This is a genomic window from Pseudomonas sp. R76, from assembly GCF_009834565.1.
Lineage (GTDB): Bacteria > Pseudomonadota > Gammaproteobacteria > Pseudomonadales > Pseudomonadaceae > Aquipseudomonas.
Map to the genome: position 1 here is coordinate 6,522,175 of NZ_CP019428.1, position 22,761 is coordinate 6,544,935.

26 protein-coding genes are annotated in these 22,761 nt (G+C 60.6%); 13 read left to right on the top strand and 13 right to left on the bottom strand.

Annotation, left to right across the window (positions count from 1 at the left end):
- Nucleotides 1–57: 57 nt before the first annotated feature.
- From PspR76_RS29650 to PspR76_RS29670, 5 genes are all read right to left on the bottom strand, one after another.
- Nucleotides 58–1,299: a heme biosynthesis protein HemY gene (locus PspR76_RS29650; protein WP_159960896.1), complete on the bottom strand. Its 1,242-nt coding sequence runs from the start codon at nucleotides 1,297–1,299 to the stop codon at nucleotides 58–60.
- A gap of 5 nt (nucleotides 1,300–1,304) precedes the next feature.
- Nucleotides 1,305–2,420 (bottom strand): uroporphyrinogen-III C-methyltransferase, encoded by a 1,116-nt coding sequence (locus tag PspR76_RS29655; RefSeq protein WP_159960897.1) that lies wholly within the window; start codon nucleotides 2,418–2,420, stop codon nucleotides 1,305–1,307.
- A 41-nt stretch (nucleotides 2,421–2,461) separates the two neighbouring features.
- Nucleotides 2,462–3,211 carry a uroporphyrinogen-III synthase gene (locus tag PspR76_RS29660; protein WP_159960898.1) on the bottom strand — a complete coding sequence of 250 codons (750 nt, stop codon included), beginning with the start codon at nucleotides 3,209–3,211 and terminating at the stop codon, nucleotides 2,462–2,464.
- Nucleotides 3,208–4,149, bottom strand: a complete 942-nt coding sequence (gene hemC, locus PspR76_RS29665; RefSeq protein WP_159960899.1) for a hydroxymethylbilane synthase — start codon at nucleotides 4,147–4,149, stop codon at nucleotides 3,208–3,210. Before hemC ends, PspR76_RS29660 begins: the two co-directional genes overlap by 4 nt.
- Before the next feature lie 138 nt (nucleotides 4,150–4,287).
- Complete coding sequence (locus PspR76_RS29670) at nucleotides 4,288–5,034, bottom strand: LytR/AlgR family response regulator transcription factor (protein ID WP_159960900.1); 747 nt, start codon at nucleotides 5,032–5,034, stop codon at nucleotides 4,288–4,290.
- 503 nt (nucleotides 5,035–5,537) lie between these two features.
- Here PspR76_RS29670 and argH point away from each other — a divergent pair.
- Nucleotides 5,538–6,932, top strand: coding sequence for an argininosuccinate lyase (gene argH / locus PspR76_RS29675; protein WP_159960902.1), 1,395 nt, complete (start codon nucleotides 5,538–5,540; stop codon nucleotides 6,930–6,932).
- Nucleotides 6,933–7,039: 107 nt separating this feature from the next.
- Here argH and PspR76_RS29680 read toward each other — a convergent pair whose 3' ends face one another.
- Entirely contained in the window at nucleotides 7,040–7,699 is a 660-nt protein-coding gene (locus PspR76_RS29680) for a glutathione S-transferase family protein (RefSeq protein ID WP_159960904.1), read from the bottom strand.
- A gap of 127 nt (nucleotides 7,700–7,826) precedes the next feature.
- On the opposite strand from PspR76_RS29680, the gene PspR76_RS29685 reads away from it, so the two are divergent.
- The 3 genes from PspR76_RS29685 (at nucleotide 7,827) to PspR76_RS29695 (ending at nucleotide 11,526) form a co-directional block, all read left to right on the top strand.
- Entirely contained in the window at nucleotides 7,827–8,111 is a 285-nt protein-coding gene (locus PspR76_RS29685; RefSeq protein WP_159960906.1) for a hypothetical protein, read from the top strand.
- Nucleotides 8,112–8,262: 151 nt separating this feature from the next.
- Entirely contained in the window at nucleotides 8,263–8,517 is a 255-nt protein-coding gene (locus PspR76_RS29690; RefSeq protein WP_010207442.1) for a TIGR02647 family protein, read from the top strand.
- Nucleotides 8,518–8,685: 168 nt separating this feature from the next.
- Nucleotides 8,686–11,526, top strand: a complete 2,841-nt coding sequence (locus PspR76_RS29695) for a class I adenylate cyclase (RefSeq protein WP_159960908.1) — start codon at nucleotides 8,686–8,688, stop codon at nucleotides 11,524–11,526.
- On the opposite strand, the gene rnk is transcribed toward PspR76_RS29695, so the two are convergent.
- From rnk to cyaY, 3 genes are all read right to left on the bottom strand, one after another.
- A complete protein-coding gene (gene rnk, locus PspR76_RS29700; protein WP_159960910.1) occupies nucleotides 11,523–11,933 on the bottom strand; it encodes a nucleoside diphosphate kinase regulator in 411 nt (136 codons plus the stop codon). The genes PspR76_RS29695 and rnk overlap by 4 nt on opposite strands.
- Before the next feature lie 131 nt (nucleotides 11,934–12,064).
- Entirely contained in the window at nucleotides 12,065–12,283 is a 219-nt protein-coding gene (locus PspR76_RS29705; protein ID WP_159960912.1) for a DUF1289 domain-containing protein, read from the bottom strand.
- Nucleotides 12,284–12,285: 2 nt separating this feature from the next.
- Nucleotides 12,286–12,618, bottom strand: a complete 333-nt coding sequence (gene cyaY, locus PspR76_RS29710; RefSeq protein WP_159960914.1) for an iron donor protein CyaY — start codon at nucleotides 12,616–12,618, stop codon at nucleotides 12,286–12,288.
- A 238-nt stretch (nucleotides 12,619–12,856) separates the two neighbouring features.
- Between cyaY and lptM the strand changes: the two genes are divergently transcribed.
- The 6 genes from lptM to PspR76_RS29740 are packed head-to-tail and all read left to right on the top strand — an operon-like array spanning nucleotide 12,857 to nucleotide 17,442.
- Complete coding sequence (gene lptM / locus PspR76_RS29715) at nucleotides 12,857–13,027, top strand: LPS translocon maturation chaperone LptM (protein WP_106575828.1); 171 nt, start codon at nucleotides 12,857–12,859, stop codon at nucleotides 13,025–13,027.
- 9 nt (nucleotides 13,028–13,036) lie between these two features.
- Nucleotides 13,037–14,284, top strand: coding sequence for a diaminopimelate decarboxylase (gene lysA, locus PspR76_RS29720; protein ID WP_159960916.1), 1,248 nt, complete (start codon nucleotides 13,037–13,039; stop codon nucleotides 14,282–14,284).
- Nucleotides 14,285–14,287: 3 nt separating this feature from the next.
- On the top strand, nucleotides 14,288–15,118 hold the full coding sequence (gene dapF / locus PspR76_RS29725; RefSeq protein WP_159960918.1) for a diaminopimelate epimerase: 831 nt from the start codon (nucleotides 14,288–14,290) through the stop codon (nucleotides 15,116–15,118).
- 13 nt (nucleotides 15,119–15,131) lie between these two features.
- Nucleotides 15,132–15,848 carry a DUF484 family protein gene (locus PspR76_RS29730; RefSeq protein WP_159960920.1) on the top strand — a complete coding sequence of 239 codons (717 nt, stop codon included), beginning with the start codon at nucleotides 15,132–15,134 and terminating at the stop codon, nucleotides 15,846–15,848.
- A gap of 2 nt (nucleotides 15,849–15,850) precedes the next feature.
- Nucleotides 15,851–16,750 carry a tyrosine recombinase XerC gene (xerC, locus tag PspR76_RS29735; protein ID WP_159960922.1) on the top strand — a complete coding sequence of 300 codons (900 nt, stop codon included), beginning with the start codon at nucleotides 15,851–15,853 and terminating at the stop codon, nucleotides 16,748–16,750.
- Nucleotides 16,747–17,442, top strand: a complete 696-nt coding sequence (locus tag PspR76_RS29740) for an HAD family hydrolase (protein ID WP_159960924.1) — start codon at nucleotides 16,747–16,749, stop codon at nucleotides 17,440–17,442. Before xerC ends, PspR76_RS29740 begins: the two co-directional genes overlap by 4 nt.
- Before the next feature lie 189 nt (nucleotides 17,443–17,631).
- Here the strand turns inward: PspR76_RS29740 and sutA are convergent, their stop codons facing one another.
- From sutA to glnK, 4 genes are all read right to left on the bottom strand, one after another.
- Entirely contained in the window at nucleotides 17,632–17,961 is a 330-nt protein-coding gene (gene sutA / locus PspR76_RS29745; protein ID WP_159960926.1) for a transcriptional regulator SutA, read from the bottom strand.
- A gap of 100 nt (nucleotides 17,962–18,061) precedes the next feature.
- Nucleotides 18,062–18,487: a secondary thiamine-phosphate synthase enzyme YjbQ gene (locus PspR76_RS29750; protein ID WP_159960928.1), complete on the bottom strand. Its 426-nt coding sequence runs from the start codon at nucleotides 18,485–18,487 to the stop codon at nucleotides 18,062–18,064.
- Nucleotides 18,488–18,697: 210 nt separating this feature from the next.
- Nucleotides 18,698–20,038 (bottom strand): ammonium transporter, encoded by a 1,341-nt coding sequence (locus PspR76_RS29755; protein ID WP_053258635.1) that lies wholly within the window; start codon nucleotides 20,036–20,038, stop codon nucleotides 18,698–18,700.
- A gap of 35 nt (nucleotides 20,039–20,073) precedes the next feature.
- A complete protein-coding gene (gene glnK, locus PspR76_RS29760) occupies nucleotides 20,074–20,412 on the bottom strand; it encodes a P-II family nitrogen regulator (protein ID WP_002555808.1) in 339 nt (112 codons plus the stop codon).
- A gap of 422 nt (nucleotides 20,413–20,834) precedes the next feature.
- Here glnK and PspR76_RS29765 point away from each other — a divergent pair, with 422 nt between their 5' ends.
- The 3 genes from PspR76_RS29765 (at nucleotide 20,835) to PspR76_RS29775 (ending at nucleotide 22,524) form a co-directional block, all read left to right on the top strand.
- Nucleotides 20,835–21,098: an accessory factor UbiK family protein gene (locus tag PspR76_RS29765; RefSeq protein ID WP_071488052.1), complete on the top strand. Its 264-nt coding sequence runs from the start codon at nucleotides 20,835–20,837 to the stop codon at nucleotides 21,096–21,098.
- 372 nt (nucleotides 21,099–21,470) lie between these two features.
- Nucleotides 21,471–21,989: a BRO-N domain-containing protein gene (locus PspR76_RS29770; RefSeq protein WP_159960930.1), complete on the top strand. Its 519-nt coding sequence runs from the start codon at nucleotides 21,471–21,473 to the stop codon at nucleotides 21,987–21,989.
- Between the two features lie 361 nt (nucleotides 21,990–22,350).
- Nucleotides 22,351–22,524 carry a hypothetical protein gene (locus tag PspR76_RS29775; RefSeq protein ID WP_158235252.1) on the top strand — a complete coding sequence of 58 codons (174 nt, stop codon included), beginning with the start codon at nucleotides 22,351–22,353 and terminating at the stop codon, nucleotides 22,522–22,524.
- Nucleotides 22,525–22,761 lie beyond the last annotated feature (237 nt).

Sequence of the window (22,761 nt, forward strand, 5' to 3'; positions counted from 1 at the left end):
GCAATGGAGGGTTGGCCCTCAGATACGTCTGAGCCAACCTTCGCACTCTTTCCTACTTCAAACTCGTGCAGGTACCGGTAACGGCGACGCCAGCAAACGGCTGTCCAAAAGCCCCAGGCCTTCCTGGAACAACTGGTTACTGCGCTCGGTGTCACCCAGCTGGGCCAGTAGACGTGCCAGCTCGGCACAGGCTTCGGGATTGCGCTGCACCTGCAGGCTGCTTTCCAGGTAATCACGCGCCTTGCCCCACAAACTGTTTTGCAGGCACAGGCGGCCCAGGGTCAGCAACAAGCTGGCATCCCCCGGATGATCCTTGAGCCAGCCCTCGGCAAACTTCAACTGCCGAGCCGGGTCTGCGCCACGCAGCAAACCGTAAAGCCGGATCAGGTGGCTGTCATAACCGCGCTTGATGGCGCCGCGCAGCACTTCCTCGGCTTTGGTATCGGCGCCCAATCGACGCAGTTGCTCGGCGTACGCCAGCACCAGTTGCGGCTGCTGGCGTTGAGCGGAAGTCAGTTGCTCCCAAGCCCGGTCCAGCGCCTGCAAACCCGCTTCGCCTTGTTCTTCGCGCAGGGCAGCCAAGCCCAGGTTTTCACCCCAGGCACGGCGTTCCAGCTCGGCCAGCTCGCTGGCCGGCAGGACTTTGTCCTTACGCAGCTCCGGCAACAGGCGAATCACCGACGACCAGTCGCCCCGCTGCTGATACAGGCGCTGCAACTGACGCAAGACTTGTGGGTTATGGGGATGACGCTCATGCATCGCCTGCAGGGTGACCAAGGCGCCTTCAGTATCGCCACGGTCCATCTGCAACTGCGCATGGCTCAAGGCGACAGCCAGTTCCGCCTGCGGTTGGCGCTCAAGTGCGCGCTCCAGCAAGCCGTCAGACTCTTCGTAACGGCCCTGTTCATTGGCCGCGCGTGCTGCGCCGAGGTAGTAAAGCAATGGCTGGCGCTCGGCCTCGGCGGCGCGGTGCAGGTGGCGTTCGGCGCTGGCCCAGCGGCCTTCGGCGAGGTCCATCTGGCCTTGCTCGATCGCGATCTGTACCCGCCGGCTGCGGTTGCGCCGCGACCACGGGTTGACCACGCCACCGGAGGCGGTCACCAGGCCGAGCAGCACCCGGATCAGGTAGATCGCCAGGATGACGATAAACACGGCCGCCAGCGTCGCCCACAAGCTCGACTCGTAATGCAGCACATGCGGATAGGTAATCAGCACGTAGCCGGTGTGCTTGGAAATGCCCACGGCCAGTGCCAGGGCGATGGCAATCGCCAGCACCAGGATCACATAGAAACGCTTCATCGGCTCTACTCCTTGGTCGCCGGCGTGCCCGCCGACGCCTTGGCTTCATCGGCAGACAGATGACGGCGCTCAAGGTAGGCCTGCACGGCGGCCAAACTGGCAGCAAGGTCCGGCGTGGCCACGGAGACAGCCTTGGGCTCAAGCTCGGCAATACGCGCCAGCATCGCCTTGCTCTGCGGGTTGTCCTGATTGAAGTTGTCCTGCAGCACACCGCGTGCCTCACCCAAGGCGCGGCTGTACACCGCCGTCTCGCCATTGAGCGCAGCCCATTGGGCTTGCTCCAAGGCCAGGCTCAGGGCCAGGCGCACCTGGTTCAAGCCTTGGCCTGCGAGCAGCGGGCGAATGTTGTCGTCAGGGTTGAAGTCGATGCGGAAGTAGCGGGAGATCTGCTCCCACCACTGGCTCCAGCGGCTGTCGGTATCCGAGGTCGGGCGACCTTGGGCAGCCGGCTCGGTGAGCTGGTATTCGGGCGCGATGGCCGCCAATTGCACGACCTGATCACGCAAGGCCGCCAGTTGCAGGTACAGCCCGGTGCGGTCCGGCTGCTCGGTACTGCGCAGCGCGGCGAGGCTCTTGGCCAATTGCTCACGCGCGGCGTAGGCGCCGGGATCACTCTGCTCGCGCAGAATTTCGTCGGCGCCCTGGACCAGTGCCTGAGCGCTGTTAATGTCCTGCAGGGCCGAGAGGCGCAAGCTGGCCAGACGGATCAAGTGCTCGGCTTCAGCCAGGCGCCAGTCCTGGCGGCTGGCACCCAGCACCGTTTCCAGACGTTGGCTGAGGCGCTGCTGATCACCCTGTAACTGCGCGACCAGACGGCGACGGTCTTCCAGTTCATCCGCCGCAGGCAACTGCGCCAGGCGAGCCGTCAACTGCTGCTGGTTCTGTTTGAGTGATTGGGCTTGGTCATCGAGGGTCTGCACCTGGCCCAGCTGCTGCTGGCTGCTGGCTTGCAGGGCGCGGACCTGCCAGATGCCCCAACCGCCGGCGGCAACACCCGCGGCGCCGAGCAGCAAGGCGACGATTGCCAGGCCATTGCCACGGCGTGGCGCGGTGACCGGTGACTCAGCGGGCGCATCAAGTACGGGCTGGGCTTCATCTTTAGGCAAGGCTGTTTCGCTCACGTATCCGTCCTTTGCGTATCAGAGAGTGGGCGCGGCATGCCTCATAGGGCACTGCTGCGTAACGCCACTAACAAAGCCGCGGCACTCGCGCCGCGACAATCCACAACTTTTTCTGCGCCAGCGGCCCGCGCCATTTCATAGACCCGCGGGCTGGGCACGAACAACGGCAGCTGCGCCACCTCAGGCCAATCTTCGCCGGCCAAGGCTTGCAGGTGCAAAAAACCCTGCCCACTGCTGACCACTACGCCATTCAAGCGTTCCAACTGGATGCGTTGCATCAACGCCCCGGCGGCGTATACCGGAAGGAGACGACGATACAACTCCAGATAGTCGACACTAGCACCTTGCTCGCGTAAACGCTCAGCCAGCAGCTCCCGCCCACCCTCGCCACGCAGGATCAGCACCCGGGCACCGGGGCGTGCGATAGCCTCGCGCAAGGCCGGCAATGCAAGCAAGGCCTCGCTGTCGTCGCCACTGGACGGATAGTGAACGTTAAGGCCGTGGTCGGCCAGAACCTGCGCAGTGGCGGCACCGACGCTGAACCACGGCAACTGCGGCCAGGGCTGATCCAGCAGGTGCAAAGCAAGTCGCGCAGCGGGTTTGCTGACCACAATGACCGCGCTATAACGGCTCAGGTCACGAAAAACCGCGTGTTGTTCGGCCGTCACCGGCAAGGCTTCGATGTCCAGCAAAGGCAAGCTGCTGCTGAAAATGCCGGCTTCGGACAACGTCGCGGCCAGGGCCGATGATTCCTCGGCAGGCCGCGTCAGCAGCACACGCCAGTCGGTCACTGCGGGCCGGCCTCGCCGTAGACTTTCTGGAGAATGGCGCCAGCGCCTTTTTCCAATAGCTCCTCTGCCACCTGGATACCCAGGGCAGTGGCGTCACGCTGTGGCCCGCGCACCTCGGCGGTCAGCAGCGTGCCGCCGGCCGGATCGCCGACCAGGCCACGCAGCCAAAGGTTTTCACCTTCGAGCACGGCGTAGCAGGCAATCGGCACCTGACAGCCACCATTGAGGTGTTTGTTCAAGGCGCGTTCGGCCGTTACACGAATCTCGGTGTCTTGGTGATCAAGGGGTTTGAGCAGGGCGTGGATTTCACTGTCGGCGGTGCGGCATTCAATGCCCACTGCGCCCTGCCCGCCTGCGGGCAAGCTGTCTTCGACGCTGATGGCCGAGGTGATCCGGTCTTCGAAACCGAGGCGAATCAAACCGGCTGCTGCGAGGATAATCGCGTCATATTCGCCGGCATCCAGCTTGGCCAGGCGAGTGTTGACGTTGCCACGCAGAAAGCGGATTTGCAGGTCCGGGCGCCGGGTCAGCAACTGCGCCTGGCGACGCAGGCTCGAGGTGCCGACGATGCTGCCCAGGGGCAGTTCTTCCAGCGATGCGTAGGTGTTGGAAACGAACGCATCGCGCGGGTCTTCGCGCTCGCAGATGCAATACAGGCCCAGGCCTTCGGGGAAGTCCATCGGCACGTCTTTCATCGAATGCACGGCGATGTCGGCTTCGTTTTCCAGCAGCGCGGTTTCCAGTTCCTTGACGAACAGGCCCTTGCCGCCAATCTTCGACAATGGCGAGTCCAGCAGCTTGTCGCCGCGACTGACCATGGGCACAAGAGACACTTTGAGACCCGGATGGGCCTGCTCAAGACGTGCTTTTACGTATTCGGCCTGCCACAAGGCCAAAGCGCTTTTACGGGTGGCGATGCGGATTTCGCGAGAGGACATGGATCAATCCGTACTGAATAGATACGGCAGATAATAACAGCTCAGGCAAATACGCTTTGATTTGAATCAGCAAGTGCGGGGCCTCCCTGGCCGCATCGCACCGGGATAAAGCATGCAGGCCTCACCAAAGCCCTTGGGCTAAAGCTGCTGCATCATCTTGCGCACACCGGCGACGTGGCGGCGGCTGACGATCAAGGCGTCGCCATTGAGCCCTTTCAGGAACAACTGAAAGTGCCCCAGGGGCGTGCGCTGCAGACGCTCTATTCGCTCGCGAGCCACCAGCGCGTTGCGGTGGATGCGCACAAAGCGGTCGCCGAATTCATCTTCAAGGGCCTTGAGCGGCTCATCGAGCAAGACTTCGCCAGTCTCGTGACGCAGGGTCACGTACTTGTGGTCAGCGATAAAATAGACCACCTGGCTCAGGGGAATCAGCTCGATACCTTTGCGGGTCCGCGCGCTGATATGGCTACGCGGCCCGTTGCCACTTTGCGCCGCCGGCTGGGTCAGCGCGGCGAGCTGGACGCGGTTGGGGCGCTCGGCTTTTTTCAGGGCCTTGAGCAGCGCCTCGGCGGTCGCCGGCTTGGCGACAAAGCTGACACCGCTGTCTTCGAGCGTCTGCGCAGAAAACTCTTCTTGAGCTGCGCATAACACCACGGCAGGCGGCGATTCTCGCTCGCTCAGGCGGGCGGCCACTTGCAAGCCATCAAGGCCTGGCAGGCGAATATCGAGCAACACCAAGTCCGGCTTGAGGCTGTCGATCAGCGTCAACGCCTCCTCGCCGTTGGTGGCGCTCGGTTCAAGGACTGTATAACCCTCGAGTTCACTGACCAGACGGCTCAGTCGCTCGCGGGCTTGGGGTTCGTCATCAACGATCAGGACATTCATATTGCGCTGGATTCCTGCGTGAGTCTCGCACAAGGATAGCGTAGACAGGTGCGGTGACTTGCGTCACAGCGATCCACGCTAAGACTAGCGCGAGCGGCAAAAAGTGCCCTGAGAGCGGCACCCATATTTACCCGGACCTGTTCAATAGCGCCCAAGACCTGCTGCCTGCGGGCATCGTCGTAGGGTTTGCTGATACACAATCCGAATACCCCCCTTTTTTAATGGATAGTCTGGGCTATGACCGCATCACCCGACTTTGGTGCATTCCCACACTATCAGTCCAACTGTAGACGCTGGCTGAGACGACATTGCTCAATCGACAAATATCGTTTCAATAAGCCCCTGCCTCCAGTCTCGTCCTGGACGCGTTCGGCGGCAAGGCACTTAGCCATCCTTCGCACAAATAAAAATGCCGACCACCCGCAGCACCGCCTCCACGGGCAACCCTGTTATTATCGGCGGCACACCTCCACGCCTCTTTTAAGCAGATCACGAGCGAATCCATGAGCACCGACAAGACCAACCAGTCCTGGGGCGGCCGCTTCAGTGAACCCGTCGACGCCTTCGTCGCGCGCTTCACCGCCTCCGTCACTTTCGACCAGCGCCTGTACCGCCACGACATCATGGGCTCGATCGCCCACGCCACGATGCTGGCCAAGGTCGGCGTGCTGACCGACGCCGAGCGCGACAGCATCATCGATGGCCTGACCACCATTCGCGGTGAGATCGAGGCCGGCACGTTCGACTGGCGCGTCGATCTGGAAGACGTGCACATGAACATCGAGGCGCGCCTCACCGACCGCATCGGTGTGACCGGCAAGAAACTGCACACCGGTCGCAGCCGTAACGACCAGGTGGCCACCGATATCCGCCTGTGGCTGCGTGACGAAATCGACTTGATCCTGGGCGAAATCACGCGCCTGCAAAAAGGTTTGCTGGAGCAAGCCGAGCGTGAGTCCGGCACCATCATGCCCGGCTTCACCCACCTGCAAACCGCACAGCCTGTGACGTTCGGCCACCACCTGCTGGCCTGGTTCGAAATGCTCAGCCGCGACTACGATCGCCTGGTGGATTGCCGCAAGCGCGCCAACCGCATGCCGCTGGGCAGCGCTGCGCTGGCCGGCACCACTTACCCGATCGACCGCGAGTACACCGCACAACTGCTGGGTTTCGACGCGGTGGGCGGCAACTCCCTGGACGGCGTGTCGGACCGTGACTTCGCCATCGAATTCTGCGCCGCGGCCAGCATCGCGATGATGCACTTGTCGCGCTTCTCCGAAGAGCTGGTGCTGTGGACCAGTGCGCAGTTCCAGTTCATCGACCTGCCGGACCGCTTCTGCACCGGCAGCTCGATCATGCCGCAAAAGAAAAACCCCGACGTGCCCGAGCTGGTACGTGGCAAAAGCGGCCGCGTGTTCGGCGCGCTGATGGGCCTGCTGACCTTGATGAAGGGCCAACCGCTGGCCTACAACAAGGACAACCAGGAAGACAAAGAGCCGCTGTTCGACGCCGCCGACACGCTGCGTGATTCGCTGCGTGCGTTTGCCGACATGATCCCGGCGATCAAGCCCAAGCACGCGATCATGCGTGAAGCGGCGCTGCGCGGGTTCTCCACCGCGACCGACCTGGCGGACTACCTGGTGCGCCGTGGCCTGCCGTTCCGTGATTGCCACGAAATCGTCGGCCATGCCGTGAAGTACGGCGTAGAGACCGGCAAGGACCTGGCGGAAATGAGCCTGGAAGAACTGCGCCAGTTCAGCGACCAGATTGAGCAGGACGTATTCGCCGTGCTGACCCTGGAAGGCTCGGTAAATGCCCGCAACCACGTGGGCGGCACTGCGCCGGCGCAGGTCAAGGCAGCCGTGGTGCGTGGCCAGGAACTGCTCGCCAGCCGCTAAAGGCTAAAAGCATCGCAGGCAAGCCAGCTCCCACACTTGAATGGGTTCACCCTTCAAAATGTGGGAGCTGGCTTGCCTGCGATGGCGTCATCCCAGCCGCCAAATTTCTACTTCTTGGCCGCAATCATCGCCATAAACGCCGGCATCGCTGCCTCCCTGTCCGCCGCAACCCTCTTGGCGTTAGGCATCTCGTGCAAGCGCTCCAGCAACGCTTTGGCCTTCGGCAAATCTGCCAGCAAATCCAGGCCAAACAGCTTCTCGCCCACTGCACAGGCGAGGTTCACGCTGTACATGAAATACAGATCGGCAATCGTAAAGTTCTCCCCCGCCACGTACGGCGCAAACTGGCCGTGTCGCCCCAAAGAACCTATCCCCAACAGCAACTCGGCCTTGGATTTTTCCTTGATCGCCTCCGGCACCGGCATTGCGAAGAACGCCTCGGCGAAACACGCGCGGGCGGGCAGTTCGATGTACAGCTCGATCTCCCTGCACAGCGCCAGTACCTGCGCACGCTGGAAAGGCTCGGCGGGCAGCAGTGACGGGCCTTCCTGGGTGTGTTCGAGGTACTCAAGGATCACGCTGGTTTCGTTGATAAACCCTTGTTTGACGCCCAGCACCGGCACTTTGCCGCGCGGGCTGACGGCCAGGGCTTCCGGGGTCTGGCCTGCATAAAACGGCACCTCTTCAAACGGCAAACCTTTCTCCAGCAGCGCCAGTTTGACCATGTTGTAGTAGTTGCTGACCGAAAATCCGTAAAGCTTGAGCATCGCGAATGCCTCCAGGCCGGGTGTGGGGTTGGCTGCAGAAGTTATAGAGCGTCGAACCCGACCTGACCAGCAGCATCACCCGCCTGAATGGGCGTAGACTGGCGCCCTTTCCTTGAGGAGCCCCGCCATGAGCGAGCCAACCGATATCGACAACGACGAAGAAGAGTTCACTGAAAGTACGCTGACCCAGGCCATCGAAAACCAGATCGAAAGCGACAACCCGCCTGCGGCCAAGGCCACCTACAACAAGCTGACCCTGGTCGGTTATGAGCGCGACGACATTTTGAACCTCATGGCCCACGTGCTGGCCGTGGAGATCGACAAAATGCTCGAAGAAGACCGCGCATTCGATACCGAATGGTACGAAACCGCACTGCGGGCACTGCCCGAGCTGCCGCCCGAAAACGACTGAATCCAGTACCTTTGTGGCCTGGAGGCCTGCTTCCTCGCCACAAACCTGCGCCATATCAAGACCCACGACTTTCTCACTGGACAGCCCGGCAAAGTGCGTTCACCTTATGCCCTGCTAGCCTCTAATAAATTTTAGAAAGTCTGGAGTCCTTATGTCGTATACCCCTGAGTTGGTTGCCGAACTGGAAATCCTTGTACTCTTTCCCTTGGACAGCACCAAGGAAGGTCTGAAAGTCCACCAGACCGCCGCCCCCACTGCCATCGCCGCTGCCAAGCGCCTCCATGCGAAAGGCCTTATCGACCAGCCAGACGGGGGCTACCTGACCAGCCTTGGCCGTGACGCTGCCGAGCAAGCCCAAACCCTGCTGACCATCCTGACCACCGCCACCACCAAAGAAGCTGCCTGACACCTGATCCCGCCCATGGAGTCCGCCTTCTGCGGATTCCGAGGGCGTTGCTGTGGAAGACACAAAATTCTGACGTCAATAACCCTTTCCCTCTAAACCTCCTACGCTTCTGGCTGTAAACTCCTACACGGCCGCCCACGTCGGGCTCTGCGAGCCAACGACCTAGAAATGACCCGCACCCACGAAATCCGCCCCGACCTGGACGAAGGCATCGACCGCAAGGTGCTGGCCCAGCTGCGCGCGCGGTTCATGGCCCTCAATGCAGGCCGCATGGCCCGGGCCGTCGAGGGGCTGACGCCTCGCCAGCAAAGCGTGCTGACCCTGTTGCCGCTGTTTTTCCACGTCAATCACCCGCTGCTGCCAGGTTACGTCTCGGGCAGTACGCCCGCAGGCCTGTCGAACTTCGAGCCCGACGCCCAGGCGCTTACCGAAGCCCAGCGCCTGACCCGCTCATTCTCCTACAAGCCACGTCATGGCAACCCACCCCGGCCGATCCACGGCCTGTTCCTGATGGGCAGCCTCGGCACCCTGGCCCAAGCGGATCAGAGCGACATGGACGTGTGGGTGTGCCACGCGCCGGACCTTGGCGACACCGAACTGGCCGAGCTGCGCAAAAAGTGCCAGTTGCTGGAAGCCTGGGCCTTGACCATGGGCGCCGAGGCGCACTTTTTCCTGATCGAGCCGACGCGCTTTGTACTCGGTGAGCGCGACACGCAACTGAGCTCCGACGACTGCGGCACCACCCAGCATTATTTGTTACTGGATGAGTTCTACCGCACCGCCATCTGGCTGGCCGGGCGCTCGCCGATTTGGTGGCTGGTGCCGGTGTACGAAGAAACCCGCTACGCCGAATTCACCCACACGCTGATTTCCAAGCGTTTTATCCGCGCTGATGAAACCCTGGACCTGGGCCACCTGGCTCACATTCCGCCAGGCGAGTTCATCGGCGCCGGGCTGTGGCAACTGTTCAAGGGCATCGAGTCGCCTTACAAATCGGTGCTCAAGCTGCTGCTGACTGAGGTCTACGCCAGCGAACACCCGAATGTGCATTGCCTGAGCCTGCGCTTCAAGCGTGCGGTGTTTGCCAACCAGATGGACCTGGATGAGCTGGACCCGTACATCGTGGTCTACCGCCGCATCGAGGAATACCTCAAGGCGCGCAACGAGCCGGAACGCCTGGAACTTGTAAGGCGCGCGCTGTACCTGAAGGTCAACCGCAAGCTCAGCGCCGGCCAACGCGGCACAAGCTGGCAGCGATTATTGCTGGAACGCCTGGCCCATGAATGGGGCTGGGACCAACGCCAACTGGCCTTGCTGGACAGCCGCAGCCAGTGGAAAGTGCGCCAGGTCGCCTCCGAGCGCCGCGCACTGGTCAATGAGCTCAATTACAGCTATCGCTTCCTCACTCAGTTCGCCCGCACCGAGCAGACCGTCAGCCTGATCAACAAACGCGATCTCAACGTGCTCGGCCGTCGCCTGTATGCGGCGTTCGAACGCAAGGCCGGCAAGGTCGAGTTCATCAACCCCGGCATCGCCCCGGATTTGGCCGAAGACACCCTGACCCTGGTGCAATCGCCCAACCGCAAAGAGCCCGGCCAACACCATTGGGGCCTGTACAACGGCAACCTCACGGCGCTGGAGTGGGAGCACTTCGCACCGATCAAGCGCAGCCGCGACCTGTTGGAAATGCTCACCTGGTGCCACCGCAACGGCGTGATCGACAGCAGCACTCGCCTGGCACTGCACCCGGGCGTCAGCGACATGACCGAATTCGAACTGTTCAACCTGCTGGGCAGCCTGCAACAGACCATCGCCCTGCCCTTGGCCGGCGTCGATGAAGAGCGTTTATTGCGCTCGGCGGTGCCGGAAGAAGTGCTGCTACTGATCAACGTCGGCGTCGACCCGCTCAAGCATCACCGCGACCTGAATATCCTGATGACCACCGAGCGCACCGACTCCTTGAGCTACGCCGGTGTGCGCGACAACCTGGTTTTGACCCTGGATCAGGTCACGCTCAACAGTTGGAACGAGGTGCTGGTCAGCCGCTACGACGGCTCCCACGCGCTGCTCGATTGCCTGCGCGACTACCTCAACCAGTTACCGCCGGACCACTTGCCACGCCTGCGGGTGCGTTGTTTCTGTCACAACCGTGCGCAGTTCATTGCCCAGCGCGTAGAGGAAATCTTCGACACTGCGCAGAACCTGCTGCTGGGCCAGGGCAATCACCGCTACTTGCTGCAGGTGCAGCAGCACTACCACGTGATGGAACTGATGCCGGGCCAGGCCACCCATGTGTCACTGCCGACCCAGGATGCGCTGATCGCCTACCTCAGTGAAGAACTGGCCAGCTACAGCCCGCTGCACCTGGACGCCATGGCCCTGGAAGACCACGACCTCGCGCTGCTGTTGCCCATGGGCCTGGCCGATTGTGTGCAGGTGTTCTACCGCGTCAATGAAGGCTTCGCCGAGTTGTATGTGCTGGATGAATTCAACGCGCTGTGGCAGCAACGCTTGCCATTCCATGACGAACAAAGCCTGTTGGCGCCCTTGCAGCGTTTTCTGCAGTCGATCATCTACCGCCGCGAAGCGCTCTCGCCGCTGGACACGCACCAGCCGTTGGGCGAAGTGCAAACCTTGTATTACCAACTGTTGCCCTCCGGCAGCCATCGCGCACGTGGCATCGAGCCACGGCCAGCCCCTCAGAATCCCGCCAACAAGCCGTTTTATGACGTGCAGGCGATTATCGGCAAGGCCGCGCCCGGCCAGGTCGGCATCACGCTGTACTGTAATCAACGGGAGTTTTCAGAGTTGGAGTTCGGCGACCAACTGTTTGCAGTGGTCGCCCAGGAAATCGTCGGGCAGCGCCGGGAAACCGAGCGCTACCGCTGCTACATCACCGACCTGGACCTGTCCGGCCTGCTCGGTGATGTGCAAAGCCCGAGCAACTTGTACCTGCGCTACAAGGCCGAGCTGGAGTTGTCACTGAATGCGGCGCTGAGCCAGATTTAGAGCAGGAAGGCGCCGCCATCTTTGGGCTGGCCTTCAACACTGAGCAATTCCAGCTTGAGGGTCTTGCCGCCCGGCGCCGGCCAATCGATGTGCTGGCCCACTTGCAGGCCGAGCAATGCGCTGCCCACCGGCGCCAGGATCGAGATCTTGCCTTCGTCGGCATTCGCGTCCTTGGGGTAAACCAGGGTCAGGTGATAGTCCTTGCCGCTGCCTTGCTCACGGCAATGCACGCGGGAGTTCATGGTCACGACACTTGCAGGCACTTCATCGTGGCCAACTTGATCGGCACGGTCGAGCTCGGCTTGCAATGCTTCGACGCCGGGAAACTCGTCGCCCAAGCGGTCGATCAGTTGCTCCAGACGCTGCACGTCAAGACGGGTGAGGATGATGGAAGGTGCGGTGGTCATGATTCAGGCAGACTCCTTTTTTCTGCACAAAAAAGCAAAACCCCGCCAGGAAAAGGCGGGGTTCTCACGGACCTCGATGAGTTGAGGTGTACCCGGACACTACCACAGCGTCACAAATAAACAAGACGACCTCAGGCGAGGCTCCGGCGCTGTTCGGCCTCGGCGCAGATCACCCGGCGCCGGGCATCGTCGGCGGAGCGCCATTCACGGATGTCTTCCACGTGGCGGAAGCAGCCGAGGCAGACTTTTTGCTCGTCCAGGCGACACAAACTGATACAAGGTGACGGCACCGCCGGGCTGACATTGCTGAACAGCGGCTTGAGCGGGCGTACAGGTGCAGGCTGGGTCACGATCAAATCTCGTCGAAGTCCAGCTCGACGCCGGCTTGTTCTTGAACCAGGCGTGCGAGCATTTCGCTCAACAGCTCATCGCTGGTATCGCACTGCCAATTGTTGTCTTCTTCGTTGAAGTCGAAGTGAAAACCACCCGAACGCGCCGCCAGCCACAACTGACGCAGCGGCTCCTGGCGGCTGAAGATCAGTTGGGTGCCGTTTTCAAACTTGACGGTCAGCACGCCGGCCGAGTTTTCCAGGTCCACGTCCAGGCCGCTGTCGTCGAAAATATCTTCCAGCGCCTGCTGGGTCGAATCCACCAGGTCGTGAAAACGGGCTTCGGTCAAACTCATTGTGGCAACCTCAAAAGTGTCTGGTTTTGCTCAAGCGCCGCACGATACGGGCGAGCCCCGCTTATTGCAAAGGATACCGAGTTCATTACCGATGGCGGTATGAAATATCCACGGCCAGCGTAGCCTGCTTCCCAACCATCTCGGCAAACCCCCGCCGGACGGGTATTCCGGCGCATAGGCAAGCTGGCGGGTGGTCGGTATACTCGGGCGCAATTAATGCATATTCAAGGATTTCGCCATGAAGCGCCTGATCTCTTCCCTTGCTGCGCTCGTCGCGGTCGCTTGCCTCGTTAGTGCCTGTGGTCAAAAAGGCCCGCTGTACCTGCCCGATGACAGCAAAGACCCAAATGATCAGGCGCAGTCGTCACAAAAGCCGTCAAAGGCGCACAAGCACGACACCTATCAATAAGGGAAACCCATGGACGCTTTTAACTACCGGGACGGCGAGCTGTTCGCGGAAGGCGTGGCGCTGTCCGCAATTGCCGAGCGCTTTGGCACCCCGACTTACGTGTACTCACGTGCGCACATCGAAGCCCAATACCGCACCTTTGCCGACGCGCTGGAAGGCACGCCGAGCCTGGTGTGCTACGCCGTCAAGGCCAACTCCAACCTGGGTGTACTGAATGTCCTGGCGCGTCTCGGCGCTGGTTTCGACATCGTTTCCCGTGGTGAACTGGAGCGCGTGCTGGCGGCCGGCGGCCAACCTGACAAGATCGTATTCTCCGGCGTCGGCAAGAGCCGCGAAGACATGCGCCGCGCCCTCGAAGTGGGCGTGCATTGCTTCAACGTAGAATCCACCGATGAGCTGGAGCGCCTGCAAGTGGTCGCCGCCGAGATGGGCGTTCGCGCGCCGATCTCCCTGCGCGTCAACCCGGACGTCGATGCCGGCACCCACCCGTACATTTCCACCGGCCTTAAAGAGAACAAGTTCGGCATCGCCATTGCCGATGCCGAGGACGTGTACATCCGCGCCGCGCAGTTGCCGAACCTGGAAGTGCTGGGTGTCGACTGCCATATCGGCTCGCAACTGACCACCCTGCCACCGTTCCTGGATGCGCTCGACCGCCTGCTGGCGCTGACCGACCGCCTGGGCGAGTGCGGCATCTACCTGCAACACATCGATCTGGGTGGTGGCGTGGGTGTGCGTTATCGCGATGAAGAACCGCCGCAGATCGCCGACTACATCCAGGCCGTGCGCGAGCGCACTGAAGGCCGCGGCCTGACCCTGATGTTCGAGCCGGGCCGCTACATAGTCGCCAACGCCAGCGTGTTACTGACCCAGGTCGAGTACCTCAAGCACACCGAGTACAAGGACTTCGCCATCGTCGACGCGGCGATGAACGACCTGATCCGCCCGGCGCTCTACCAGGCCTGGATGGATGTGACTGCCGTCAAGCCACGTGCTGGCGAAGGCCGTAATTACGACATCGTCGGCCCGATCTGCGAGACCGGTGACTTCCTGGCCAAGGAGCGTCAGCTGGCCCTGGAAGAAGGCGACCTGCTGGCCGTGCATTCGGCCGGTGCCTACGGGTTTGTCATGAGTTCCAACTACAACACCCGCGGCCGTGCCGCCGAGGTGCTGGTGGACGGTGATCAAGCGTTTGAAGTGCGTCGCCGCGAGACGGTAGCCGAGTTGTATGCTGGCGAAAGCCTGCTGCCGGAGTAAGCCATGCTGCTGCGTTTTACCAAGATGCACGGGCTGGGCAATGACTTTATGGTCCTCGACCTGGTCAGCCAGCACGCGCACATCCTGCCCAAGCACGCCAAACAGTGGGGCGACCGTCACACTGGCATCGGTTTTGACCAGTTGCTGATCGTCGAGGCGCCGAGCAACCCGGAGGTGGATTTCCGTTACCGGATCTTCAACTCCGATGGTTCCGAAGTGGAACAGTGCGGCAACGGTGCGCGCTGCTTCGCACGTTTTGTGCTGGACAAACGCCTGACCGCCAAACGCCAGATTCGCGTCGAAACCAAAAGCGGCGTGATCGAACTGGACATCCGCAGCGATGGCCAGATCAGCGTGAACATGGGCGCGCCACGCCTGGTGCCGGCGGATATTCCGTTCCAGGCCACCGAGCAGGCGACCCATTACGCGCTGGAGGTTGATGGCAAGACGGTAGATATCGCGGCCGTGTCGATGGGCAACCCCCACGCCGTTCTGCGGGTCAACGACATCAACAACGCGCCCGTGCATGAACTGGGGCCGAAAATCGAACATCACCCGCGCTTTCCGGCACGGGTCAATGTGGGCTTCCTGCAGGTGATCGACCGTACCCGCGCGCAACTGCGCGTGTGGGAACGCGGCGCCGGCGAAACCCAGGCCTGCGGCACCGGCGCTTGCGCTGCGGCCGTGGCCGCGATCAGCCAGGGGTGGATGGATTCGCCGCTGTTGATCGACCTGCCCGGTGGACGCTTGTCCATCGAATGGGCAGGCCCTGGCCACCCGGTGATGATGACCGGGCCGGCCTCGCGTGTATACGAAGGACAGGTCCGTCTATGAGTGAGCCAAGCTAATGACCGATAAGCCTCAAGTACCCGCCCAAGCAAACCCAAGCGAAAGTCTGGAGGCCGCTGCAGTCGCGGCGTACCTTGAGGCTAACCCGGACTTCTTCGTCGAACACGAAGAGCTGCTGCCGGCCCTGCGCATTCCCCACCAGCGCGGCGACACCGTGTCGCTGGTGGAGCGGCAGATGAAGATCCTGCGTGAGCGCAATATCGAAATGCGCCACAAGCTCTCGCACCTGATGGACGTCGCCCGCGACAATGACCGCCTGTTCGAGAAAACCCGTCGCCTGATTCTTACCCTGATGGACGCTACCAGCCTGGAAGAAACGGTGATCGCCGTGGAAGACAGCCTGCGCCAGGACTTCCAGGTGCCCTTTGTCAGCCTGATCCTGTTCAGCGACAACCCAATGCCGGTGGGTCGCTGGGTCAGCGGTGGCGAAGCGCAAACCGCGATTGGCGGCCTGCTCTCTGAAGGCAAGACCATCAGTGGCACCTTGCGCGAGCATGAGCTGGACTTCCTGTTTGGTGCCGAACAGCGCAAGCAGATCGGCTCGACTGCCGTGGTCGCCCTCAGCTATCAGGGCCTGCACGGCGTACTGGCCATCGCCAGTCGTGATCCGCAACACTACAAAAGCTCGGTGGGCACGCTGTTCCTGACCTACATCGCCGAAGTGCTCGGCCGGGTACTGCCGCGCTTCACCACCGCCCTGCGCGCGGTGCGCTAGCCATGGAACGGCAACTGGACACTTATTGCGCTCACCTGCGCAACGAGCGCCAGGTGTCGCCCCACACGCTGGAAGCCTATCGACGGGACCTGAACAAGGTCCTGGCGTATTGCGAAAAACAACAGATCGCCAGCTGGAAAGCCCTGGATATCCAGAGCCTGCGCAGCTTGATCGCGCGGCTGCACCAGCAAGGCCAATCTTCGCGCAGCCTGTCGCGCCTGCTCTCGGCGGTGCGCGGCCTTTATCACTACCTGAACCGCGAAGGCCTGTGTGATCACGACCCGGCCAACGGTCTGTCCCCACCCAAAGGCGAGCGGCGGCTGCCCAAGACCCTCGACACCGATCGCGCCCTGCAATTGCTCGACGGCGCCGTCGAAGATGACTTCCTCGCGCACCGCGACCAGGCGATTCTTGAGCTGTTCTATTCCTCGGGCCTGCGCCTGTCGGAGCTGACGGGCCTGAACCTCGACCAACTGGACCTGGCGGACTGCCTGGTGCAAGTGCTCGGCAAGGGCAGCAAGACCCGCGTGTTGCCAGTCGGCCGCAAGGCGCGGGAAGCCTTGCAACTATGGCTGCCGCTGCGTCTGTTGACCAACCCCGCGGACGATGCGGTGTTTGTCAGCCAGCAAGGCCGGCGCCTCGGGCCACGGGCGATTCAGGTGCGGGTCAAGCTCGCCGGTGAACGCGAGCTGGGGCAGAACCTGCACCCACATATGCTGCGACACTCTTTTGCCAGCCATATGTTGGAATCGTCCCAGGACCTGCGCGCGGTGCAGGAACTGCTCGGCCACTCCGACATCAAGACCACGCAGATCTATACCCACCTCGACTTCCAACACCTGGCGACGGTGTACGACAGCGCCCATCCACGGGCCAAACGCATCAAGGGCGGCGACTCATGAGTATCAAGCTGATCACCTTCGACCTGGACGACACACTCTGGGACAACGTACCCGTCATCATCGGCGCCGAAGCGTCGATGCGCGAGTGGCTGGCGATCAACGCCACCAAAGTCGGCGAATTGCCCCTGGAGCATTTCGCCCGCCTGCGCCAGCAGGTGCTGGAGCGCCATCCCGAGCTCAAATACCGCATCAGCACCCTGCGCCATCGGGTGTTGATGCACGCGTTTGAAGAGGCCGGTTATCCACAGCCTGAAGCCACGGAAATGGCAGATGTGTGCTACGAAGCGTTTATTCATGCGCGGCACCAGCTCACGCCATTTCCCGAAGCCGAGCCGATGTTGCAGGCGCTGCGCCAGCACTTCTTGCTGGGGGTGATCACCAACGGTAATGCCGATGTGCAGCGCGTCGGGCTGGCGGACTATTTCCACTTTGCCCTGCGTGCCGAAGATATCGGCATCGCCAAGCCGGATGCGCGGTTGTTTCAAGAAGCGTTGCAACGCGGCGGCGTGGACGCCAGTCAGGCGGTGCATATCGGCGATCACCCCGGTGACGACATCGCCGGTGCGCAGCAGGCAGGGCTGCGTGCGGTGTGGTTTAACCCGACGGGTAAGGCGTGGGAGGCGGATAAGCGCCCGGATGCGGAAATTCGTAACTTGGCGGAGCTGCCAGCGCTGCTGCGTAGCTGGAACTGACGCAAAAACCAAATGTGGGAGCTGGCTTGCCTGCGATGACGGTGAGCCAGACAGCACATCACTAGCTGACGACCGCTATCGCAGGCAAGCCAGCTCCCACACGGGACTGCGGCGGATCTGCAACTTTGTTACAGCCATGAAAAAGCCCGCAGCGACGGCGGGCTTTTTCTTACAAGCGAACTGCTGACCTTAGATAGGACGGCTGCCGTACTTGTTATCCGGCTTCTTAGGCGGGTCTGCCACCACGTTGGCCTCGACTTCCTGCACTTTGCCGCCTTTAGCGAGGAATTCTTCCATCGCACGGGCCAGCGCATCGCGCTCTTTGTTCTTGGCTTCAACGCTCGGCAGTTCGTCTACCGATACAGCGGCCTTGGCTTTGCCTTTGGCGGCTTTGGCAGGCGCGTCATCGCTGATTTCGTCGCCATCGTCAGCAACGTCTTCAACGGCCGCTTCAAGACCCTCTTCGGTCTCGTCGTCGCCTACTTCAAGTTCGTCGTTTTCCAGATCATCGTCGCTCATGTTCTACCTCATGACTTGCGAAAAGCAGATTAGTTATAGCCCAGCTTCACCCTCTGTCGAGTTTGCCGGAAAAAATCACATCCACAGGATTACCCGTGGCTTATGCCCCATCACCGTGCAAGGTGGCGAGGACTTTACGAGCACCGCCATGATCACGGTGCTCGCCCAGATAAACACCTTGCCAGGTCCCCATCGCCAAGCGGCCGGCCTTGACCGGCAAACTCAGCTGGCAGCCCAGGAGACTGGCCTTGAAGTGCGCCGGCAGATCATCCGGACCTTCGTCGTTGTGTTCATATCCCGCCATGCCTTGCGGCACCAGCGCATTGAAAAAACGCTCGAAGTCACGGCGAACCGCCGGGTCGGCATTCTCGTTGACGGTCAACGAGGCCGAGGTGTGCTGCAGCCACAAATGCAACAAGCCCACGCGACAAGCCTTCAATTCAGGCAAGCCGGCGAGCAACTCATCCGTTACCAGGTGAAAGCCCCGGGGCTTGGCCCGCAGGGTTATCAGGGTCTGTTGCCACATACAGTTCTCCGCCCATCGGCGCGCATTCTAGCGCGCTCAGGGAAAAAACAAAGTACCGAATACGCCTACATGCATGTAAGACTTTTGCACGCTGAAAAGTACCGTGTGCGCGCCATCACAAACTCTGCGTAAAAACCGGTACAGGTCCTATCACTGACAAACGCCAGGCAAAAAAATGCCCGGCAAGCCGGGCATCTTTTTTTCGCGTACTTACAAGTTGTAGCCGCGTTCGTTGTGTTGCGCCAGGTCGAGGCCCACGGCCTCTTCTTCGTCGGTAACCCGCAGGCCCATGACGGCATCCAGCACCTTGAGGATGATGAAGGTCACGATAGCCGTGTAGATCACGGTGAAACCGACGCCTTTGCACTGGATCCAGACTTGCGCCGCGATGTCAGTGGTGGCTGCGTTGAAGCCGCCCAGGGAAGGCGCAGCGAACACGCCGGTCAGGATCGCGCCGAGGATACCGCCGATACCGTGCACGCCGAAGGCGTCCAGGGAGTCGTCGTAGCCCAGTTTGCGTTTCAGGGTAGTGGCGCAGAAGAAGCACACCACGCCCGCCGCCAGGCCGATGACCAGGGCGCCCATTGGGCCCACGGTGCCGGCAGCCGGGGTGATTGCCACCAGGCCAGCGACTACGCCCGAGGCGATACCCAGTGCGCTTGGCTTACCGTGGGTGACCCACTCGGCGAACATCCAGCCCAGCGCCGCAGCAGCGGTAGCGATCTGGGTGACCAGCATCGCCATACCGGCAGTGCCGTTGGCTGCAGCCGCGGAACCGGCGTTGAAGCCGAACCAGCCGACCCACAGCATGGCCGCACCGACCAGGGTGTAACCCAGGTTGTGAGGTGCCATCGGGGTGGTTGGGAAACCTTTACGCTTGCCGAGTACCAGGCACGCCACCAGGCCGGCCACACCGGCGTTGATGTGCACCACGGTGCCGCCGGCGAAGTCCAGCACGCCCCAGTCACCCAGCAGCGAACCCGGACCGCCCCACACCATGTGCGCAATCGGTGCGTAGACCAGGGTGAACCAGACGCCCATGAAGATCAGCATCGCGGAGAACTTCATACGCTCGGCGAAAGCACCGACGATCAGCGCAGGAGTAATGATGGCGAACGTCATCTGGAAGGTGACGAACACCGCCTCAGGGAACAGCGCCGCAGGGCCGGTGATGCTCGCCGGGGTCACACCCGACAGGAACAGTTTGGACAGGCCGCCCACGAACGAGTTGAGGTTGACGACGCCTGCTTCCATACCGGTGGTGTCGAACGCCATGCTGTAGCCGTAAACGAACCACAAGATAGTGATCAAGCCGGTGATGGCGAAGCACTGCATCATCACGGAAAGAATGTTTTTGGAGCGAACCATGCCGCCGTAGAACAGCGCCAGGCCCGGAATAGTCATGAACAGCACCAGCGCGGTGGACGTGAGCATCCACGCGGTGTCACCGGAATTGAGGACTGGAGCAGGGGCTGGGTCCGCCGCCAATGCCAAGGCAGGCATTACGAGGGACAACAGGGCTCCTAGCCCTGCGAATTTACGCAGAGTCATATTGTTTTCTCCTGGGGCGTTGGGGGTTTGGCGGCTTAGATTGCGTCGGTATCGGTTTCGCCGGTACGGATGCGAATAGCCTGTTCCAGATTGACCACGAAGATCTTGCCGTCACCGATCTTGCCGGTGTTGGCCGCCTTGGTTATCGCCTCGATAACCCGGTCAAGATCCTTGTCGTCAATGGCGACATCAATCTTCACCTTCGGCAGGAAATCGACCACGTATTCCGCGCCGCGATACAGCTCGGTGTGACCCTTCTGCCGACCGAAGCCTTTGACCTCAGTAACGGTAATGCCCTGCACGCCGATCTCGGACAACGACTCGCGTACATCGTCCAACTTGAACGGCTTGATGATGGCAGTGACTAGCTTCATGAAAACTCTCTCCCGAATTGGTGGACTTGCCCCAGGAAAACAAACCCGTCTCAAGTCTAAGCGCAGTGCCTGGCTTTGTAACGCGTCGTCGCCTCGGCATTTACCGTTGCGACGCCAGCGAACCACTGGTGACGAAACCTGTACCCCTGATCCGTCGGCGCACTGCATTCGTCACAGCGACTGCATCAGTGCATGGGTCATGATCGTCTAAGCAGAAACCTTGCCAGCTCCGTAAAAATCACTGAAATCAGTCCTTTGCCCACTTATGCCCACCTGCGGGGCGAATTGGCGACCGCAATGCGCACAAAAACAGTGCGCAGCCGCCCGGCCCTCTGCGCGAAAAGCGTGCGCTCACGGCCGTGAAAATGACTATAGACGCTGCGTGATACACTGCCGGCCAACAGTTTTCCGGAATGTTTCCCATGCTCGCGCCCAAAGACCTCCTCGACGCCCTGAGCGGCCACGCCTCTCGCCTGTTCAGCGGCGACACCCCGCTGCCCCGCAACGAAATCGAAAGCCAGTTCAAGGCGCTGCTGCAAAGCGGCTTCAGCAAACTCGACCTGGTCAGCCGGGAAGAGTTTGATAGCCAGATGGTGGTGCTGGCCCGCACGCGTGCACGGTTGGAGAGTTTGGAGGCGAAAGTCGCCGAGCTGGAAGCGCGCCTGACGCCACCCTCTGCTGAATAAACGGATTTCTTGAAACTGATGGGAAGGCTGCAATGGTCTTCCTGCTATCTTCATTCAGCGAATGTCTTCAGGAACCTTCCTACGACATGCGCTTACGCTTTCCGATAGCATCGCCACGCACCATCTCTTTAGGCTGCTCGCTGCTGATCATTCAGCGCTGGGTTTGGCGACCCGGAAAGCTTGCGACGCACAGCGTCCACCCTCCGATATCGGGCATTAGCTCCCGACTCGTTTTATGGTGGCTGTGTGTGGGAGACCTCAGGGTCTGCCGGTATTCGCTTGCACCGGCTCGCCAACCCGCACGCAGCTGCCACCCTTATCGTTTGGCGACGGTAAACGGCAGTCCTCTCAAGCGAATATGGGTACTGCACCATGGAAAACGATCACCTCATTCCTCATGTCTTTACGCGACACAATCTGCATCTTCATGCGCTCTTGTTGGAGAACCAGGCTTGGTTCAGCGCGCGTGATTTGGGTCGGTTGCTGAGGCTTTATTTGGACGAGCGAGCGTTGCGTAAGCTTGATCCGGATCAACGTCAGTATCGAAAGGCGCTCCATCATGGTGCTGTCGAACGGACGCTGCTGATTAGCGAGTCAGCCATCTATGCGCTGCTGGTATACCACTACTGTCCAGAATATCGAAGCCTTCGTGAATGGTTGACCCATGACGTCGTTCCTGCGCTGCGCGATGCTCAAAAAAATCTACGTTGTGAACGCCCGGCACTCAGCTTGCTCGATTGGCCGCAGATGTCGCTAAGTCTCTTGCACTGGAACAATCAGGCGTGGATTAGGCTTCAAGATGTACCGCATATGCTTCCGGAGCCTGAGCAGCCCAAGCACAAAAAATCCCCCTGGTGGAAACGCGTATCGCAATTGCACCTACTGATTTAGTGAAAAGGGGGTGGCTCTGTTGGCAACGGTCAAACGGTATATTAGGAGGAACTTTCCCCCTCCGAGAGGGATGCTCCAGCACATTTGCCCGTTTTTTGGTGATTCTAGGAGGCTTTATGCCACCTCACCTGATGGATGGATTTACAAAATAAATGCCGGGTGATTGTTGTTAAGTGATCCAGAGCTATGAGAAAACTCCTGCCGTCATCGCCTGGAAGCTTTTTGAGCTCCAGGCTTGCCAGAAAGAAACAACAAGCTAACCTATCGGTTGTAAAGACATTGATTTTGTGTTTGGCGACTGTAGAATGCACCCACTTTGAAAGCCCACACTCCGCGCTTCAACGGGAGAAAGGAAACGGAAATGAAGAGATCTGACGATACAAATGTTTATCAAAATGATAAATCAGTCCAACAGGACAAAAATCAGAACTCCAACATTGTCGGCTTCGCTGCTTTCAAAGAAAAAAAAGCCGAAAACGAATACAATAAAGCCATTAAAAATATTCTAGCGCGAGCGCAAAAAGTAGACTGGTAACAAAAGGTATACCTTTTGTCTCGCGCTCAAGGGCGCGATGAATGTCAGTACCAATTTCTAAGGAAAGAGCCTCACCTAGCGACGACAAAACTACTAATACGCGTGATATCAGGGAGCGTATAGAAGGTCGTCGCAGTGATGAAATAATTATCGCCTTTTGCGGTCCGGTCGGCTGTAACTTAGCAGACGTTATAAGGACGACTCGTACCCAGTTTGAAGAGTACGGCTATGTTACTG

What these genes read in the sequence shown, in the direction of transcription:
- PspR76_RS29650 (WP_159960896.1), bottom strand. Translation starts at nt 1,299, where the DNA reads ATGAAGCGTTTCTATGTGATCCTGGTGCTGGCGATTGCCATCGCCCTG.
- hemC (WP_159960899.1), bottom strand. Translation starts at nt 4,149, where the DNA reads ATGTCCTCTCGCGAAATCCGCATCGCCACCCGTAAAAGCGCTTTGGCC.
- PspR76_RS29670 (WP_159960900.1), bottom strand. Translation starts at nt 5,034, where the DNA reads ATGAATGTCCTGATCGTTGATGACGAACCCCAAGCCCGCGAGCGACTG.
- argH (WP_159960902.1), top strand. Translation starts at nt 5,538, where the DNA reads ATGAGCACCGACAAGACCAACCAGTCCTGGGGCGGCCGCTTCAGTGAA.
- PspR76_RS29680 (WP_159960904.1), bottom strand. Translation starts at nt 7,699, where the DNA reads ATGCTCAAGCTTTACGGATTTTCGGTCAGCAACTACTACAACATGGTC.
- PspR76_RS29685 (WP_159960906.1), top strand. Translation starts at nt 7,827, where the DNA reads ATGAGCGAGCCAACCGATATCGACAACGACGAAGAAGAGTTCACTGAA.
- PspR76_RS29690 (WP_010207442.1), top strand. Translation starts at nt 8,263, where the DNA reads ATGTCGTATACCCCTGAGTTGGTTGCCGAACTGGAAATCCTTGTACTC.
- PspR76_RS29695 (WP_159960908.1), top strand. Translation starts at nt 8,686, where the DNA reads ATGACCCGCACCCACGAAATCCGCCCCGACCTGGACGAAGGCATCGAC.
- rnk (WP_159960910.1), bottom strand. Translation starts at nt 11,933, where the DNA reads ATGACCACCGCACCTTCCATCATCCTCACCCGTCTTGACGTGCAGCGT.
- cyaY (WP_159960914.1), bottom strand. Translation starts at nt 12,618, where the DNA reads ATGAGTTTGACCGAAGCCCGTTTTCACGACCTGGTGGATTCGACCCAG.
- lptM (WP_106575828.1), top strand. Translation starts at nt 12,857, where the DNA reads ATGAAGCGCCTGATCTCTTCCCTTGCTGCGCTCGTCGCGGTCGCTTGC.
- lysA (WP_159960916.1), top strand. Translation starts at nt 13,037, where the DNA reads ATGGACGCTTTTAACTACCGGGACGGCGAGCTGTTCGCGGAAGGCGTG.
- dapF (WP_159960918.1), top strand. Translation starts at nt 14,288, where the DNA reads ATGCTGCTGCGTTTTACCAAGATGCACGGGCTGGGCAATGACTTTATG.
- PspR76_RS29730 (WP_159960920.1), top strand. Translation starts at nt 15,132, where the DNA reads ATGACCGATAAGCCTCAAGTACCCGCCCAAGCAAACCCAAGCGAAAGT.
- xerC (WP_159960922.1), top strand. Translation starts at nt 15,851, where the DNA reads ATGGAACGGCAACTGGACACTTATTGCGCTCACCTGCGCAACGAGCGC.
- PspR76_RS29740 (WP_159960924.1), top strand. Translation starts at nt 16,747, where the DNA reads ATGAGTATCAAGCTGATCACCTTCGACCTGGACGACACACTCTGGGAC.
- sutA (WP_159960926.1), bottom strand. Translation starts at nt 17,961, where the DNA reads ATGAGCGACGATGATCTGGAAAACGACGAACTTGAAGTAGGCGACGAC.
- PspR76_RS29750 (WP_159960928.1), bottom strand. Translation starts at nt 18,487, where the DNA reads ATGTGGCAACAGACCCTGATAACCCTGCGGGCCAAGCCCCGGGGCTTT.
- PspR76_RS29755 (WP_053258635.1), bottom strand. Translation starts at nt 20,038, where the DNA reads ATGACTCTGCGTAAATTCGCAGGGCTAGGAGCCCTGTTGTCCCTCGTA.
- glnK (WP_002555808.1), bottom strand. Translation starts at nt 20,412, where the DNA reads ATGAAGCTAGTCACTGCCATCATCAAGCCGTTCAAGTTGGACGATGTA.
- PspR76_RS29765 (WP_071488052.1), top strand. Translation starts at nt 20,835, where the DNA reads ATGCTCGCGCCCAAAGACCTCCTCGACGCCCTGAGCGGCCACGCCTCT.
- PspR76_RS29770 (WP_159960930.1), top strand. Translation starts at nt 21,471, where the DNA reads ATGGAAAACGATCACCTCATTCCTCATGTCTTTACGCGACACAATCTG.
- PspR76_RS29775 (WP_158235252.1), top strand. Translation starts at nt 22,351, where the DNA reads ATGAAGAGATCTGACGATACAAATGTTTATCAAAATGATAAATCAGTC.